Origin of the sequence: Mucilaginibacter robiniae (assembly GCF_012849215.1) — a bacterium.
Lineage (GTDB): Bacteria > Bacteroidota > Bacteroidia > Sphingobacteriales > Sphingobacteriaceae > Mucilaginibacter > Mucilaginibacter robiniae.
In genome coordinates, this window is the sequence record NZ_CP051682.1 from 318,643 (window position 1) to 334,262 (window position 15,620).

A 15,620-nucleotide genomic window follows, 5' to 3' on the forward strand; every position below is an offset into this window, starting at 1 on the left:
GTTAATTACGTTGCCTACACTCAGGTTTGAGGCAATCAAGCAAGAAAGGAAACGGAATAAATGAAAGGCCGTGTATGAGGTTGTGTTTATGCCGTAGTCTTTCATGCGCTACAGCAGCTATAAGCGCAACTTTGCCTGAATAATTCTTTCTTCGATTAACGGGTTACTTTTCTTAAAATAAGAGATTAATTAGTGTAGACTTTTAATGCTTATCATAATTAATAAACCTTCCATTTAATAAAATCATCTCATCAGTTAGAGAGGCATTCATTTGGATTAATGTATTATTAAACAATCTGATTGCAGCAATCTTAAGTAGTATTTCTTTCCTGACTGAGCCATCTGTACAGACACCGTATTGGAGGACTATGCTAGGTATTCCGGGGATGTTGACCAGGCTATTCCGTGGCAAACTGACCAGTCTGAGAACTGGCGGAATGATGCAGCCAATGCTGTAGAAGCATTATTACAAAGTTAGCTATCTCAAGTTATTATTGGTAACTGATTTCCTTTTCATCAGCCCTGCGTTTTTTTCTCATGGATTCACCCTTGAGATCCAGCCGGTGAGCGCTGTGTACGATACGGTCTAATATTGCATCAGCTATTGTTTTTTCACCGATGACCTCATGCCATTTACTGACCGGAAGCTGTGAGGTAATGATCAGGGATGCTTTACCATGCCGGTCTTCAATGATCTCCATCAGGGCAGCCCTGTTTTGTGCATCAAAAGGCTGCAAGCCAAAGTCATCGAGTATGAGCAGTTGCTGGCGTTCAATCTTTGCGATCTCTTTGATGTAGGAGCCATCAGCCTTGGCCATCTTGAGTTTGGCAAATAGCTTGGGTGTACTGGCATAGAATACCCTATAGCCCTGCATACAGGCCTGGTAACCAATAGCAGAGGCGATGTAGCTTTTGCCAATGCCGGTGCTGCCGGTCAGGAGCACATTCTCATTGCGCTCAATGAAGGTGCAGTCCGCCAGGCGCATGACCAGGTTGCGGTCAATGCTCCGCTCTGCCTGGTAGTTCACCTCTTCAATGGACGCTTTGTAGCGGAACTTGGCATGATAGATCTGGCGCTCTATACGCCGGTTATGCCGGTCATCCCATTCGGCATCCACCAGGTAGGCCAAGAGTTCATCGGCCGTGTAGTGATCTGTTTGCCCGGTTTCCAGGCTGCTTTGAAAAGCATGGAACATGCCGAAGAACTTCATCTTCCGCAGTTTGTCTAAAGTGTTTGTATTCATATGACTTGATTCGTGTTTACTGGTAATAGTCTTCGCCTCTGATGTTATCATGCTCGGGCATGGTAAGTTCATTGGCAAATAAGCTTTCTTCGTACTGATCGAGGTTCTTTTCCAGGATCATTTGTATGGTCTTGTAACTGTACATGCCATAACTCAGGCCTCTTCTGCAGGCCAGGATCAGGCGTTCATTCCCGGCTTTACGGGCAAAGCCCAGCACACCGATGCAGGATCGGTAAGCCTGCTCTGCATGGTGCCTGCGGCTAAGGATATGCTGGATATAAAGGCGCACATCCTCATGGATCGATGCGGCCCAGGACAGGAACTTTTCCGGGTTCCACTCGGCAACGAACTGGTGGGTGGAAGCCAGATGGTCTTTATCCGTAATGTAGCGGTGCAGCCCCTTGGTACGCTTGTGAATGGCTATGCGTTCATAATGATAGAAGGCCTCTACCGTCGTGCTGGAATACAGCAGCTTGATCTTTTTGCCGATGAAGCGGTAAGGCACACTATAGTAGTTCTTATCAGGCCCGAGGCTGACATGCCCGTTTTTCATCACGGTGGCATGAAACTGCTTTTTAAGCTCATAGCGCAACACGGGTAAAGGCATAAGCGTTTCACGCTCTACCTCCTCGAATTGCTGCCTTCTGCTGTAAGGCCGGCTTTGCATCAGCCGGTTATTATGGGCTTCCAGCAGTTCATGAATAGCGGCATTCAGCTCTTGCAAGGAATGATAAACGCTCTTGCGCAGGGGAACATAAATGCGGCTATAGATGATTCTTACGGCACCTTCTACCAGCGCTTTATCACGAGGGCGGAATGCCCGGGCAGGTAAGATGGTCGTGCAATAATGATTGCTGAAGTCTTCAAACGTTTCATTCAGCGTAGGTTCGTAACGGTTACTTTTAGTGACGGCAGCTTTCAGATTGTCCGGAACAATGGCCTCCGGCACGCCGCCAATGTAATGCAGGGTATGCTCACAAGCGGAAATGAAGTCTTCTTTTTGCTGGCTCATGACCGCCTCGACATAGGTCAGCTGGCTGGCCCCAAGTATGCCGATGAAGACCTCGACAGGAATGATCTCCCCGGTATCCCGGTTTGTGATGCTCAGCTTTTGACCGGCAAAATCCACATACAGCTTATCACCGGCCTTGTGGTCGATGTGCATCACAGGGTTAACCCGGGCCTGCCACTGGGTATAATAAAAGCAAAACTGGCTATACTGGTAACCGTCCGGAAACTCTTTACGATAAGCCTCCCAAAGCATTTGACGGGTAACACCGGTACGTTTCAGCTCTTTGTCTACTTTGGGAAAGCAGCGCAGCATGGCTTGCATACGGCTGTTGGGAGAGCGCTCCTTAGCCTTGCCAAACAAGTCTTCCAGCTCTTTATCATTCAAAGCATTGACTTCATCAAAGCTGAAGCCGCTCTCCTTGAAAGAGGCCAGATACTTCTTTACGGTGTTTCTGGATGCGTCTGCCTGGGCTGCTATAGACATGATGCTGCGCCCGTTGGTGTACATCCTTAAGATCTTTCTTATCTTACTCATACTGATCGTAGTGTTAGCCATACTTTGAGAGTTTTGTAACCCTACAAAGATGACGGCTGCTACCGCATCAGCTGCATTCCAGGGGTGGTCAGTTTCGCCCGGAATCCCTGGTCAGTTTGCCCCGGAATGGGGTGGTCAGTTTACGCCGGAACGCCTGACCTCTTTAAGACAGAACACCTGGTCATTTTCAGCAGAATACCCAGGGTAAGCTCCGTAACATATTTGTGGATATCAAATCGGGTAAGATTGATCAGGATATTCTGCATATCGGTAATGCCCTGAATACACTCGGTGCGGAAGGCCTGGCTACGGCCCCGGTGGTGTCCGATATGGCCAGCCGCATTGGTAGTGTGGGTATATCGCTCGGTTTGACCAGCGGGCAGGTACTGGGTTTGTCGGCTACCATGCAGGAGCTGAACATTGAATCGGAAAAAGGCTCTACCGCGGTCGTGGCAGTCCTCCAGCGCATGCTGACCAGCTCCAAGGATTTCGCCAAGGTAGCCGGCATGAACGTGACCGAGTTTAAAAAGCTGTGTGACACGGACTTGTACGCAGCCTTTATGAAGGTGGTAGATGGTGCCGGTAAATCCAAAGACTCGGCCACCGGCTTTGCTAAATTACTGGACAAACTTAAATTGGATGGTTCCGGTACCAGCCAGGTGATTGCCGGCCTGAGCAGTAACCAGACGCTCTTGCATGATCGCGTGACCTCGGCCACCGAAGCTTTGAAAGGTCAGGATTCTATCCTGAGTGAGTTCGACCTGAAGAACAATAACCGGGCGGCGAACCTGGAAAAGCTCAGCAAGAAGTTCAATGGCCTGTTCAGCAGCGCCTCCTTTAATGATTTATCCGACTTATTCATGGGTTGGGCGGATAAAGGCATCGATGTGCTGAAACTGGTCATGAGTGTTTTTGGCAGCCTGATTAAACTGATAATAGCCGGTACTGCTGCATTTGTCGCTTATAATGCCGTAGTCGTTATCGCAACATTAACACAGGCCGCATGGTGGAAAACTTTACTGGAAAGTGAAGCAGCAACTAAACTCATTATGGTGGCCGAGCAGGCCTGGGCAGCGATCAAGCTGGTCCTCGCCGGCCGGATCACCGAGGCCCGTAACGCTATGGCCGGCTTTAATGCCGTTATGGAAGCTAATCCAATCGGGTTGGTTATTGGTGCCATTGCCGCATTGGTTACCATGGTTATCCTGTTTAAAGACACGACGAATGCGATGGCTGATGCCCAGAACAAACTAAACGAAATTCATCAGAAAGGTATTGAGGGCGCAGCAGATGAAACCGAAAAAATCAACCAGTTACAGGAGATCATTAAGGATGAAACCGCAGCCCGGGAAGATAAGCTGCTTGCTATTAAAAAGCTGCGGGACATCATGCCGGATCATTTGAAGGGCTACACAGATGAACGGATTCTGGCCGGTGATGCGAAAATTGCCGTAGAAGAATATATCAAAACCTTGGAGCACCGGGCTGCTGCCGAAGCTGCTTTTGAGGAATTGAAAAAACTCCAGACTGAAAAGCGAAGATTGGAAAACGGCAAAGGTAACATGAGCGTAGCCGATTGGATAGGCGTTGTGGCTGCCGATATTTTCACCGGTCAAAAGAACGGTCAGGAACATCTGGAGAACACCGAAAAGAGTAACAAGGCCAAGGCCCTAAGTTCCGTCGATGCACAGATCGCAGCGATCAAGAATGAGTTCAGAGCCGACTTTCAGAAACAGGCACTGGAAACCCCTACTTCAGCTGTCAGTCATGGAACCGGTAATTACACCGATGAGGAGGATGATAAAACTAAACGCAAACGTGAGCAGCTGATGGAAGAATCCAAGCGCCTCAGTCAACAATTCAAGGGGTTTAGCGCCGGTGAGCTGGCCGACCTGATGGCCACGAACGAAAAAGAGATACTAGACACTGGGCAAAAGTTTGATAAAATGATTCAGGATGAGCAGAACTTCCTGAACAATAAAAAAGTCAAAGAACTACTCAGCGACCAAGAGCTGCAAAAACACCGGGACGAGATCACAGCGCTCCAAAAGCAGAAAACGGATGCGCTTAACCAGATCAGGCTGCGCCAGGAGAAAGAATACTTGCAGGCGGTAGAAAAGCTCCGGCTGGAAATGTCCGACCGGCACGAGAGCGAAACACAGAAAGAGTATGACCGCATCAACCAGTTTTATGATGAGGAGCTGCAAAAAGTAGGCAACAACGAAGCAGCCAAGGCCAAGATTCAAGCCGATCGCGCCCATGATCTGGCGGACGCCAAGCTTCGCGCGGAAAAACGGTTGCAGCAGGATACGGAAGGTATCAAGGCACAGGCACCAGTAGCGGAAGCAAACCGCGATAAGGTGGAGCTGGCCCGTATTAACAAAAAATATGATGACCAGGTACAGGCTTTAAAAGATAAATATGAAAAGGAACTGGGTGCTACACAAGCCTATCAGGATGCGCTGGCGCTGATTCAAAAAAACCGTAAGGCTGAGACTGACACGTATAAGGCTGACAAGAAAAAAGAGCAAGATAAGAAAAACAAAGACTTAGCTATTCAATCAGCACAGGATGTATCCAATGCTGTTTTCCAGATTGGAGCTAATAATCGTAAAGCGGAAAGCGATGCATACCTCGCAAATATTGAAAAAAAACGCGATGCGGAACTGGCTAACAAGAACCTGACGGAAAAACAAAAGCAGGCTATCAACGACAAGTATGATGCGCAAGTCAAAGCTGAAAAGCTCCGGGCTTGGCAGGCTGATAAAAAGGCTGCTCTGGAACAAGCCATTATCAACACCGCTTTAGCCGTTGTAAAAGCTTTACCTATTTGGCAAAATGCAGCAGCAGCAGGTGTTGCTGGTGCCGCTCAAATTGCAATTATAGCAGCCCAGAAGCCGCCTCAGTTTGCAACTGGTGTACGAAATGCACCTGAAGGTTTGGCTACTGTAGGCGAAGCAGGTCCTGAAATCATTCAAGAAGGCAATCGGCTACGCCTGGCAGATCATGAGATGTTGACTTACCTGCAAAAAGGTGCTAACGTTTACAATGCCGGAGATACGGCGAAGATCCTGTCCGGAAACAATACGCGCTCGGTAGCACTTGCCGCTTTTCAGAATATGAATGCCACTGCTGCTGGGGTCAGGTTTAATCAGCAGGGTTTCACCGCCAGTGTGGATGCTTACCGGTATGGAAGCACGGCTACTACGCAACCGGCTGCTGCACCAACCCCTTCGGCAACTAGCCAGGACATGGACTGGTCAGCCATAATGGATAAATTTGATCAAATGATCCAAGCGCAAAAAGATGCGAACGATAAACAGGTTAAGTTTATCTATCAGGATTTTGAAAAATTTAAAAATAAAATAGACCGAGCCCGGTTTGAAGCGGGCAAAACTTCTTAAGCATTGACGTAATAATCCTGTAGCTGGAGCATGGCTTTGAGCTTAGCCTGCTCGGCTACGTTGATATAGCGCATAGTTGTTTCCAGATTTTTATGCCCCATCAACTTGGCGATAACGGTTACTGGTACACCTTTAATGGCTAGCGATGTTCCGAAAGTATGCCGGGCCACGTGCGACGTTAACTTTTTAGTAATACCGGCCTTGGAGGCAATTACTTTCAAACATCGGTTATATTCCTGATCACTGGGCAGCCCTAAGTTGTCCGTTGGTAGGTTGGATACAAACTTCATAGCCAATGGAATCAGCGGCATAAATAATGGTTTAGGTAGTATCTTACTCAGCCTGCGTTTCTTCGGTATGTATTCAAAGCCACCATCTTTTATCCATGATTTGTTCCAGCGTTGTAAATCAGAAATTCTTAAACCGGTTAAACACGCAAAAAGGAACGCTCGCAGGTATGGCCGATACTCTCCTATTTTGTCAACATCCTCGTATAAGGCAAGCAAACCGTTGATTTCTGATTCTTCCAATGCATTAACTTCCGGCGCTTCATAGGCGATCTTGCAACGTTTGTAACTTAAATCTACCTCTATTCGGTTACTATAAGCATATCCCAAGTAAGATTTCAAATCCTTGATGCGTACAGATACACCAGCCTCCCCCATATGATCCCGCAGATAGTCCGCAAATTCGTCCATCCAGTCGCCTGTGATTTGAGCAATCGGAAAATCCTGGTCATGTAAATATTTCTTCAGCCAGCCTAAAGTGACTTTGTGAACCTTTGAGGTGGAATATTTAATACGGTCCTTCATGCGCGGAGCTTTCTGACGGGCAATAATGGATAGCTCCATAAACTCACAAATCATGGTACCGGTCTGATAAAGCCGCGCTTCCTTGATCACATCCGTTAATTTAAATGGAACATCTTTTAGCAGGAACTTACGAATGATGTTCCAGTACTTAGCTTTTTCCTTTTCAACAATGGCTTTAAAAGGAAGCAGATCAGGATCTTCCGGCATCCGTGCCAGCAGGTCTCTTTTCTTCAAATCAATTTTGTTAGCGGGCCATTCGATTTTAAGCGGTAGTTCAATACTGTCACGCTTAGTTATCATTTGAATGTATAAAGATACGTTCCCGTTTTTCTTCACGCGCTGCTTATTATACCACAGCTGCACAGTACATGAGTTCATGTGACTCTTTCTGATTTTTGCTGCCATGCTTTATCGTGTTGTAACAATGTTGGAACATGATACTTGAAAACACGAAAAATGCAGAAACAGTAAAGCGCCTTTAAATACGTTTAAAGGCACTTTTTTAAAAAATATACTGTTTTGGGAAGTATAAAAGTGATTCCGTTTGGATTCGAACCAAAGACCTACTGCTTAGAAGGCAGTTGCTCTATCCAGCTGAGCTACGGAACCCCGCATTTGTTTTGCGGTGCAAATATGAGGAATTCACTTTAATTATCAAAGCTTAGTTTGGTATTATACATGCATTAAAATAAAAAAGCCTCCTTGCAATCGCTGCTTGGAGGCTTTTAACCTAAACCTTATCACAATAAGTAAGTTATTCACTTACTGGAAGCAAATGTACAACAAGCAAGATCATTCTCAATATGGTATCGACAAATGGGATGGTTGTGTCGATAAATACATGTTTTAGCATTATAATGAACCCTAATTAGAATATAAGCGCTATGAAATTTAGTTGTATAACAGCCAGTAATTAGTGATTCTTTACTATTTTTAACATTATCGATTTTGTATAATTTGTTTTAACATGACTACACTTACTCCTTTCCACATAGCCGTACCTGTATATGACTTGGAAGAAGCTCGCCGTTTTTACCGAGACGTGTTAAACTGCACAGAAGGGCGAACATCAGATATTTGGACCGATTTTAATTTATATGGTCATCAATTTGTAATCCACCTGAAACCTCGTCCGGCAGAAACTGAGCAGCATCACTTTAACCCTGTTGATGGCCATGATGTACCTGTACCACATTACGGCGTAGTTTTACCTTGGGAAGAGTGGCACCAATTGGCAGATCGTTTAAAGAGTATAGGTATAGAATTTATTATTGAACCCGGAATCCGTTTTGCAGGCCAAGTAGGTGAGCAAGCTACTATGTTCTTTTTAGATCCATCAGGTAATGCTTTAGAGTTCAAATCGTTTAAAGATATGGCACAATTATTTGCCGTATAAAGTTATTTGGTTAGCAATTCAGGGAACTTTATATAATATCCAACATCCATTTATTTAATCAAGCCAGCAAATTAGTCTTAAACTTCGGTGCTATGCGCTTTTTGCTGGCTTGTTCATATGCATAAGCTAACCTGATAAGTTCCGGCTCTGTGTAAGCTGTACTGAAAAATGACAATCCCATAGGCAAGTCATGCCAATTACCCATAGGTACAGTAATGTGCGGATAGCCTGCCATAGCAGCTGGCGACGAGAATGAGAAACCATTGTCATAATCACCGTTTATTAAATCAATACAGACTGCAAATCCGTTAGTTGGACCAATAATAGCGTCTAGTTGGTTAATTTTGAGTATCGTATTAATGGCTTTACAACTGATTCCGTTAGATTTTTGCAAAGCATCCAGATACTCTTTACTAGTTAAGTCACCCTTCTGTTGAGCTAATTCTAGGGTTTCTTGTTTAAAAAACGGCATAGCTTTACTCTCATTATTTTTGTTAAAAGCAATTACATCAGCCAGCGTTTTAACCTGAGAATTAGCTTGTTTCAAATACTGGTTCAGTCCGTCCTTGAACTCATATAACAAAACTGTAAATTCAGCATTACCAATTTCTTTAAGTTGCTTGTATAGTTCAATTTCTATAATAGTAGCACCCTGTTTACGCAAAATGTCCATAGCTGTTTTTAGTAAGGTAACCATAGCTACATTGCCGGTTAAAGCTGATTTTTCAATGCCCAAACGTTTTCCTTTCAATCCATTTTTGTCTAAAAAGCGAGTATAGTCTTTTTCCAATTTGCCTTTACTAGCTAAAGTGTAACTATCTTTCGAATCCACACCTGTAAGAGCACTTAACAAAATAGCAGCATCCTTAACTGTACGGGCCATAGGTCCGGCTGTATCCTGTGTTTTTGAAATGGGGATTATACCACTACGACTTAATAAGCCAACTGTTGGCTTAATACCCACTAATCCGTTAACTGATGAAGGCGACACTACTGAACCATCGGTTTCTGTACCAATAGCTACAGCACACAAATTGGCAGCAACAGCCGCACCTGAACCTGCGCTTGATCCGCTGGGGTTTCTATCCAGTATGTAAGGCATCTTAGTTTGCCCTCCCCTGCTGCTCCAGGCACTGGTAGAATGTGTAGAACGAAAATTAGCCCATTCACTCAAATTGGTTTTACCCAAAATTACGGCTCCGGCTGATCGTAGTTGATGGATAATAAAAGCATCTTGCTTGGCGAAATTATCGGCTAAAGCTAATGAACCAGCTGTAGTGTGCATATTATCTCCGGTATCAATATTATCTTTAATCAAAACTGGTATACCGTGCAAAGGGCCACGTACTTTACCGTTGGCTCTCTCTTTATCGGCTACGTCGGCCATGGTTAAAGCATCTTTATTTATTTCAATAACCGAGTTTAATTGGGGGCCATTCTTATCAATAGCTTCAACGCGCTTCAGATATAATTCAGTTATTGACCTTGAGGTATGTTGCTTACTTTGCATTTTATGCTGCAGGTCATCAATGGTAGCCTCATTTAATTCAAAATCATCAGCCGAGTTGTCCAAAGCGCCATCAGCACTTGTTTTTTCTGGAGCATGGCTACAGGATGAATTTATAAGTGTACCCAGTGATATACCTGCCAGCGAGCCAGCTTTTATAAAATTTCTTCGTTGCATGTTAAAATAGAAATGATTATCCAATTAACAAAATCTTAAACATCTATAAAATACCAGCAATGCATAACAACGTTATCCCACAAAAAAGTGACAAATACTAATACATGTTGAGAATTACAGAGTTACTGGTTACTCCGTTTTTTATCTGTAGCAGGCTAATTTTCTACTTGCCTTATCAATCGTTTTTGCTCAAGCCTAAATTGAGACATACTCGAACTGTCACCTTTATACTAGTCAAGTCAGCCTTGTGATATATCATGAAAAAACCCTGCCTTTTTAGGACAGGGTTGTAGTTGTATTTCTGTATGCTTTTGATTTCACATAAAGCTTAATAACCAGGGTTCTGACCAAACTCAGCTCCATTAGTTAAGGCATTCAGTTCGGCAAGCGGTACAGGCCTCAAGGTATGAAATGGTTGAACTGCTGTAATGTCTGGGTTTTTAGCTTTGATCCACGCGGCAAAATCGGTTGGGCTTAAAGTACGTTTTAAGTCAAACCAACGCAGATGCTCACCACAAAGTTCACGGGCGCGTTCTTCTAAAATAAAACTTATGCCACCAGTTTGTACAGCTGCAGCCGTTGTTTGCATAGCCGCAGTTTGGTCAATAGGAGTTTTGATGGCCGCACGGGTACGCAGTACATTAAGCTGTGCTGCAGCACCTGTATAATTTCCTAATTGAAATTCTGCTTCTGCGGCAATCAGGTACATCTCAGCTAAACGAATCACCATAATGTCATTGTAGCCAGGTTGAGAGTTAGGCACAGTTCGAGTATAATCCAGAAACTTTTTAAGTGCCACAAAATCAGTTAACGATTTAATTGTACCATTGGTGTTGTACAAATCATTACGGTCAATAAGTACCCAAGGCTTAGTCGCTTTATCAGCAACTACGTTTTTGGTAATCTGCAAAGCCAAATCACGACCACTCACCACTTGCGTTCCCACCACGCTTGCTGCCTTACCGTAAGTTGTAGCGTTTGCAGCCGTCCAGGTGTATGCTGTAGTACCAGATGTGGTATTATTAGCTATCCAAGTTTCCTGAAAGCTGGCTGCATAGCGGGCATCTTTGGTTTCATCAAACAAATCAAGTAGGTAACGGGTAGGCTGTAATCGGCGTTGGTTATCGTAGCCATAAGGAATACTTAACACCAAGCCTGGTTTATTACTGTACTGCGTTAAAAACCATGCATGTAAACGATTAGCATTGGCATCATAATCTAATGCTGTGTTGGTAGAATTGCTGATGATGTAAAGTGCCTCTTTATTATTCTTGTTGTTGGATGGATTCCATAAGTCGGTTGGTGAGGTCCACAAATCAACGCCAAACTCACCCTTGCGTGATATTACTTCCTTGGCTGTATTATCAGCTAAGGTAAAGTAATTAGTACGATCTGTTCCGGTGGCATAATAGGCTCTGGATAGATATACTCTGGCTAATAAACCGAGCGCTGATTTTTTAGATGCACGGCTATACTCAGTACCCCAATAGCTAGCTAAGGGCAAGTTATCAGCTGCAAATTTCAAATCGCCAATAATTAAATCATAAAATGCACTTACCGGACTGCGTGTAGCGGTTAGTTCGGGAGTAGTTACCTCTGTAGTTCTTAAATTTACGCCACCAAATTGTTCTACAATGTGCCAGTAATAAAAAGCGCGTAAAAAGCGCAATTCACCTAACCGACGATTTTTTTCGTCCTGGTTAGTAAATCCGGCATTGTCGATGCGTCCGATTCCGGCATTGCATACATTGATAGCTTGGTAAAACAGGCGGAAAACCGTACCTGCTGAACTTGGCGAGGCTGCCGAAAGCCCTTCATAGCGGGTAACCTGGTTGGCATAGTTTGATTTATTAGCGTTAAACCATAAATCCGAACCAGCTTCAGAAACAAGGGGACCATCCTCTTTACCGTACCAAGCCCTTTGCTGCTGGTAGGCACCGTTTACATTGGTGATAAACCCTTCTGGTGTGCTCCAGGTTGCATCGGCAGTAGCGCCTGATGGGTTTACTTCATTCAATCTTTTGTTACATGACAGTAAAGTGGCTGTCAATGCCGAAACAAAAGCAGCTTTATATATAACGTTTCTCATGTTTAAATCAGGTTTAATATTTTATAAGTCCAGGTTTACACCAAATACCAACTGACGGCTGATAGGTGCTGATTCAGCACCGCCACGTTCAGGGTCATAATCACGTAATAGTTTGTTGCGGGTAAAAGTGAATATGTTGGATGCTGTAGCATAAGCCCGCAACGTGCCAATCTTAAACTTATCAGTTATACTTTTGGGGAAAGTATAGCCTAATGATAAGTTCTTAATTTTTATAAATGAACCATCAATATAGTACAGTGATGGATAGGTTGTTGGGTATATGGTAGCTAAGCTGCTGCCAGTACGGGGCTGCGGAAAATCATTAGTTGGGTTTTCTGGTGTCCAATAATTAAAGTTAGCCGGCCCATTGGTTGTGCCTGACGGATTGTAACGACCTACAAACTCCGCTTTGATAGTTTGGCCATAACGCGCCAAAACATAGATATTTAAGTCAATGTTTTTATAACGGAAGGTATTTTGCAAGCCACCATACCATTGTGGTTGCGCGTGGCCTATTACCGTACGATCATTAGTCGCATCAATAATGTTATCACCGTTTAGGTCCTGCACTTTAATGTCGCCATATTTGAAAGGCGTGTTGCCCAGCATCACTGCTGATGGGTTTTCATTCAATTGCCAAATACCAGCTTTTTTATAGGTATAAAAAGATTGAACTGGAGAACCGATGAACAAGGAACGTTCTTCCGGAACACTGGCATCTATAATGTTGCGGCCATCAACCAAGCTCAAAATCTTTTCACGATTGTGTGAGAAAGTTGCGGTAGTACTCCAGGTAAAGCTTTTGCTTTGAATGTTTATACTAGTTAAGGTAATATTTATACCCTGGTTTGATGTAGAGGCAATGTTTTGATAGACTAAAGACTGACCTGTTGACTGTGGCAATGAACGTGGATACAGCAAACCAGTGGTTTTAGTGTTATAAAAATCTACTGTACCAGTAATGCGATTTTTTAACACACCAAAATCGATACCTAAATCAAGCTCATGAGATTTTTCCCAACCTAGGCCTTCGGCTACAATAGTTCCATTAAAGGTATAAGCATTAGCCGGAGTATCACCAAAGCCCATTGGAATAGCCGTTAATAAGCTTTGCGTTCCGTAAACAGGCAAGCCTGAATTACCAGTTACACCATAGCTGGCGCGAAACTTCAAGTTGGTAATAGTTGATACATTTTTCAAAAAAGATTCTTGACTAGCTACCCAGCCTGCTGACACAGATGGAAAGGAATCCCATTTATGCCCTGGCGCTAATCTGGATGCACCGTCAAATCTTAAAGTACCTTGTAGTAAGTATCTGCCATCATAACTGTAATTGAAGCGGCCGGCATACGCCAACAGATCATAACGGCTATAAGGATCAGCAATAGTTCTGCTGGTGGTTTGCGTACCTGCTAAGCCATAAAAATTTTGTGCATTAAGGGTTTGGCTGATGCCTTGGGCAAGCACATCCTCGCCATCACTATGTACATAGCTGGACAAAACTGTTACAGTTGCATTATGCTTAGCAAATTGACGGTTGTAGGTAATTATATTATCCCAGTTGTAATAACGTGAATTGCTGTTGGTTACCCTTGCCAATGGATATTTGGCGTTGTTTTGGGTAAGGGAATATTGATCGTAAAACTCCCCACGGCGACTATTGCTTAAAATGCTACCAAAGTTCATACGATAAGTAAGTCCTTTGATAGGTGTTAGTTCAGTATAGGCTGTTGTATTAATTTCAGTAGATAACAGTTCATTAATGGAAGCTCCAGGCCGTTCATCGGTAAGCGGACTTGTAAATATGGTATTGCCAGCTATAGGATACAAATTGATACTCCCATCTGCATTGTAAGGTACACCCAACGGTGTAGCTGTTAAAGCAGTAGATAGCGGATCGCGCCGATCATTAGTTTTACTGTAAGCTAACTGTCCAGTAATACCTGCTTTAAACCAGCTACTTAGTTTATGATCAATATTATAGCGCAGGGTATAACGGGTGTAGTCATTGTTCCGCAGTTGCCCCTGTTCATTAAAATAACCCGCTGAGAAGAAAGCCTTTGTGGCATCTGAACCACCACGAACACTTACGGTATGGCTCTGTTGCTGTCCGTTGCGTGTCGCCAAATCTACCCAGTTAACAAACTGCCCGGCTTGTATAGCTGCCAGTTCGCCAGGGTTGTTGAATACTACATTATCTGGTTGATAAGAGCCTGTGGTTCCACGATAAGCCTCCCGGCGGAGGTTCAGGTAATCCTCACCTTGGCGTGGTTGAGGAAACTGAGTAAAACCATTAAACCCATAATAGCCGTTGTAAGATATTTTAGGCTTGCCAGAAATACCCTTTTTAGTAGTTACGATAACCACCCCGTTAGCACCCTGTGAACCATAGATAGCTGTTGATGCTGCATCTTGCAAAACATCAATGCTTTCAATATCATTAGGGTTTAAATTATTGATAGTACTGGCATTTAGTGTTTGTACCCCATCAATCACATACAATGGGTAATTAGCAGCATTAGGGTTGTTGGGGTTCAGTGTGTAACTTGGAATAGACCGGGTACCACGAATTTGAATATTAACGCCAGAACCTGCATTACCAGAACTGCGCGTAATATCCACACCCGATGCACGACCTTCAATAGCTTCTAATGCGTTGTGCGTTGGAGTTTTCACAATATCGCTTGCCTTAACAGAAGCAACTGAACCGGTTAAGTCACGACGTTTAATAGTACCGTAGCCTACTACCACTACCTCATCCAAGTCGTTAGCGCGGGCTGGTAGTTTAATGGTAATATCCTGGTCGGTAGGTGTATAAGCTACTTCCTGGTCGGCATAACCAATGTATTTGGCTACTAGCGTTACCGCTTGACCCGAAGGTACATTCAAGGTAAATTTACCATTAATGTCGGTTGCTGTACCTGCTTGCGTACCTTTAACGCTAACGCTTACGCCTATTAATGGCTGACTGTTGCTGGCATCAACCACACGCCCGTTCAGCGCACGGTTTTGAGCCTGTGCCGTAACCATACATAGCAGTAGTAAGCATAAGAGATAAAATTTCCTCATAATGTAAGAGTTAGATTAGTTTTAAGTTATACGTATCTTAATTGGTTAAACCTAGGCTATACCCAAATGCATAGGTACGCAGGCTAAAATAAACCTGCAGTACTATGGTTTAAGGTTGCTGCAGATTTAAGGGGCAATCAGCAGCTATAAACCTACAGTTAATGTAAGACCAAAAGTAAGTTCGTCAGCGCTTTATAGATATAGCATTTTTGCAATTTATTATACTTTATTACCATTTTGAACTACTGGTAAATTGCCTGAGTGCAAAAAGAAATTTATATTGTATAGCTTTTTGGTAGATACAAGTATTGCACAGAAATTAACTAATTCTATAAATTATATAGAATTTACATTACATCCTTATTACTCAAAGGAG

At 43.7% G+C, this 15,620-nt stretch carries 9 protein-coding genes and 1 tRNA gene; 3 read left to right on the forward strand and 7 right to left on the reverse strand.

The window, feature by feature from the left end; translation table 11 throughout:
• Nucleotides 1-491: 491 nt before the first annotated feature.
• Both istB and istA read right to left on the reverse strand, forming a co-directional pair.
• Nucleotides 492-1,244 (reverse strand): IS21-like element helper ATPase IstB, encoded by a 753-nt coding sequence (istB, locus tag HH214_RS01490; RefSeq protein ID WP_169605652.1) that lies wholly within the window; start codon nucleotides 1,242-1,244, stop codon nucleotides 492-494.
• A gap of 16 nt (nucleotides 1,245-1,260) precedes the next feature.
• Nucleotides 1,261-2,790, reverse strand: a complete 1,530-nt coding sequence (gene istA, locus HH214_RS01495) for an IS21 family transposase (RefSeq protein ID WP_248282179.1) — start codon at nucleotides 2,788-2,790, stop codon at nucleotides 1,261-1,263.
• Between the two features lie 49 nt (nucleotides 2,791-2,839).
• Here istA and HH214_RS01500 point away from each other — a divergent pair, with 49 nt between their 5' ends.
• Together HH214_RS01500 and HH214_RS01505 are read left to right on the forward strand one after the other, a co-directional pair.
• On the forward strand, nucleotides 2,840-2,998 hold the full coding sequence (locus HH214_RS01500; protein ID WP_169605654.1) for a hypothetical protein: 159 nt from the start codon (nucleotides 2,840-2,842) through the stop codon (nucleotides 2,996-2,998).
• A gap of 16 nt (nucleotides 2,999-3,014) precedes the next feature.
• Nucleotides 3,015-6,194 carry a phage tail tape measure protein gene (locus HH214_RS01505; RefSeq protein ID WP_169605655.1) on the forward strand — a complete coding sequence of 1,060 codons (3,180 nt, stop codon included), beginning with the start codon at nucleotides 3,015-3,017 and terminating at the stop codon, nucleotides 6,192-6,194.
• Here the strand turns inward: HH214_RS01505 and HH214_RS01510 are convergent.
• Both HH214_RS01510 and HH214_RS01515 read right to left on the reverse strand, forming a co-directional pair.
• On the reverse strand, nucleotides 6,191-7,411 hold the full coding sequence (locus HH214_RS01510) for a site-specific integrase (RefSeq protein ID WP_169605656.1): 1,221 nt from the start codon (nucleotides 7,409-7,411) through the stop codon (nucleotides 6,191-6,193). The genes HH214_RS01505 and HH214_RS01510 overlap by 4 nt on opposite strands.
• Nucleotides 7,412-7,541: 130 nt before the next feature.
• A tRNA-Arg gene (locus HH214_RS01515) sits at nucleotides 7,542-7,615 on the reverse strand.
• 358 nt (nucleotides 7,616-7,973) lie between these two features.
• Here HH214_RS01515 and HH214_RS01520 point away from each other — a divergent pair.
• Nucleotides 7,974-8,402 (forward strand): VOC family protein, encoded by a 429-nt coding sequence (locus HH214_RS01520; protein WP_169605657.1) that lies wholly within the window; start codon nucleotides 7,974-7,976, stop codon nucleotides 8,400-8,402.
• A gap of 58 nt (nucleotides 8,403-8,460) precedes the next feature.
• Here HH214_RS01520 and HH214_RS01525 read toward each other — a convergent pair whose 3' ends face one another.
• From HH214_RS01525 to HH214_RS01535, 3 genes are all read right to left on the reverse strand, one after another.
• Nucleotides 8,461-10,086 (reverse strand): amidase, encoded by a 1,626-nt coding sequence (locus HH214_RS01525; protein WP_169605658.1) that lies wholly within the window; start codon nucleotides 10,084-10,086, stop codon nucleotides 8,461-8,463.
• Between the two features lie 328 nt (nucleotides 10,087-10,414).
• Nucleotides 10,415-12,175, reverse strand: coding sequence for a RagB/SusD family nutrient uptake outer membrane protein (locus HH214_RS01530; RefSeq protein WP_169605659.1), 1,761 nt, complete (start codon nucleotides 12,173-12,175; stop codon nucleotides 10,415-10,417).
• A 21-nt stretch (nucleotides 12,176-12,196) separates the two neighbouring features.
• Nucleotides 12,197-15,244 carry a SusC/RagA family TonB-linked outer membrane protein gene (locus HH214_RS01535; RefSeq protein WP_169605660.1) on the reverse strand — a complete coding sequence of 1,016 codons (3,048 nt, stop codon included), beginning with the start codon at nucleotides 15,242-15,244 and terminating at the stop codon, nucleotides 12,197-12,199.
• Nucleotides 15,245-15,620: the final 376 nt, after the last annotated feature.

Bases quoted from the DNA above. Each gene is read 5' to 3' on its own strand.
- HH214_RS01520 (WP_169605657.1), top strand. From the start codon at position 7,974: ATGACTACACTTACTCCTTTCCACATAGCCGTACCTGTATATGACTTG.
- HH214_RS01500 (WP_169605654.1), top strand. From the start codon at position 2,840: ATGACGGCTGCTACCGCATCAGCTGCATTCCAGGGGTGGTCAGTTTCG.
- HH214_RS01510 (WP_169605656.1), bottom strand. From the start codon at position 7,411: ATGGCAGCAAAAATCAGAAAGAGTCACATGAACTCATGTACTGTGCAG.
- istA (WP_248282179.1), bottom strand. From the start codon at position 2,790: ATGAGTAAGATAAGAAAGATCTTAAGGATGTACACCAACGGGCGCAGC.
- HH214_RS01535 (WP_169605660.1), bottom strand. From the start codon at position 15,244: ATGAGGAAATTTTATCTCTTATGCTTACTACTGCTATGTATGGTTACG.
- istB (WP_169605652.1), bottom strand. From the start codon at position 1,244: ATGAATACAAACACTTTAGACAAACTGCGGAAGATGAAGTTCTTCGGC.
- HH214_RS01530 (WP_169605659.1), bottom strand. From the start codon at position 12,175: ATGAGAAACGTTATATATAAAGCTGCTTTTGTTTCGGCATTGACAGCC.
- HH214_RS01525 (WP_169605658.1), bottom strand. From the start codon at position 10,086: ATGCAACGAAGAAATTTTATAAAAGCTGGCTCGCTGGCAGGTATATCA.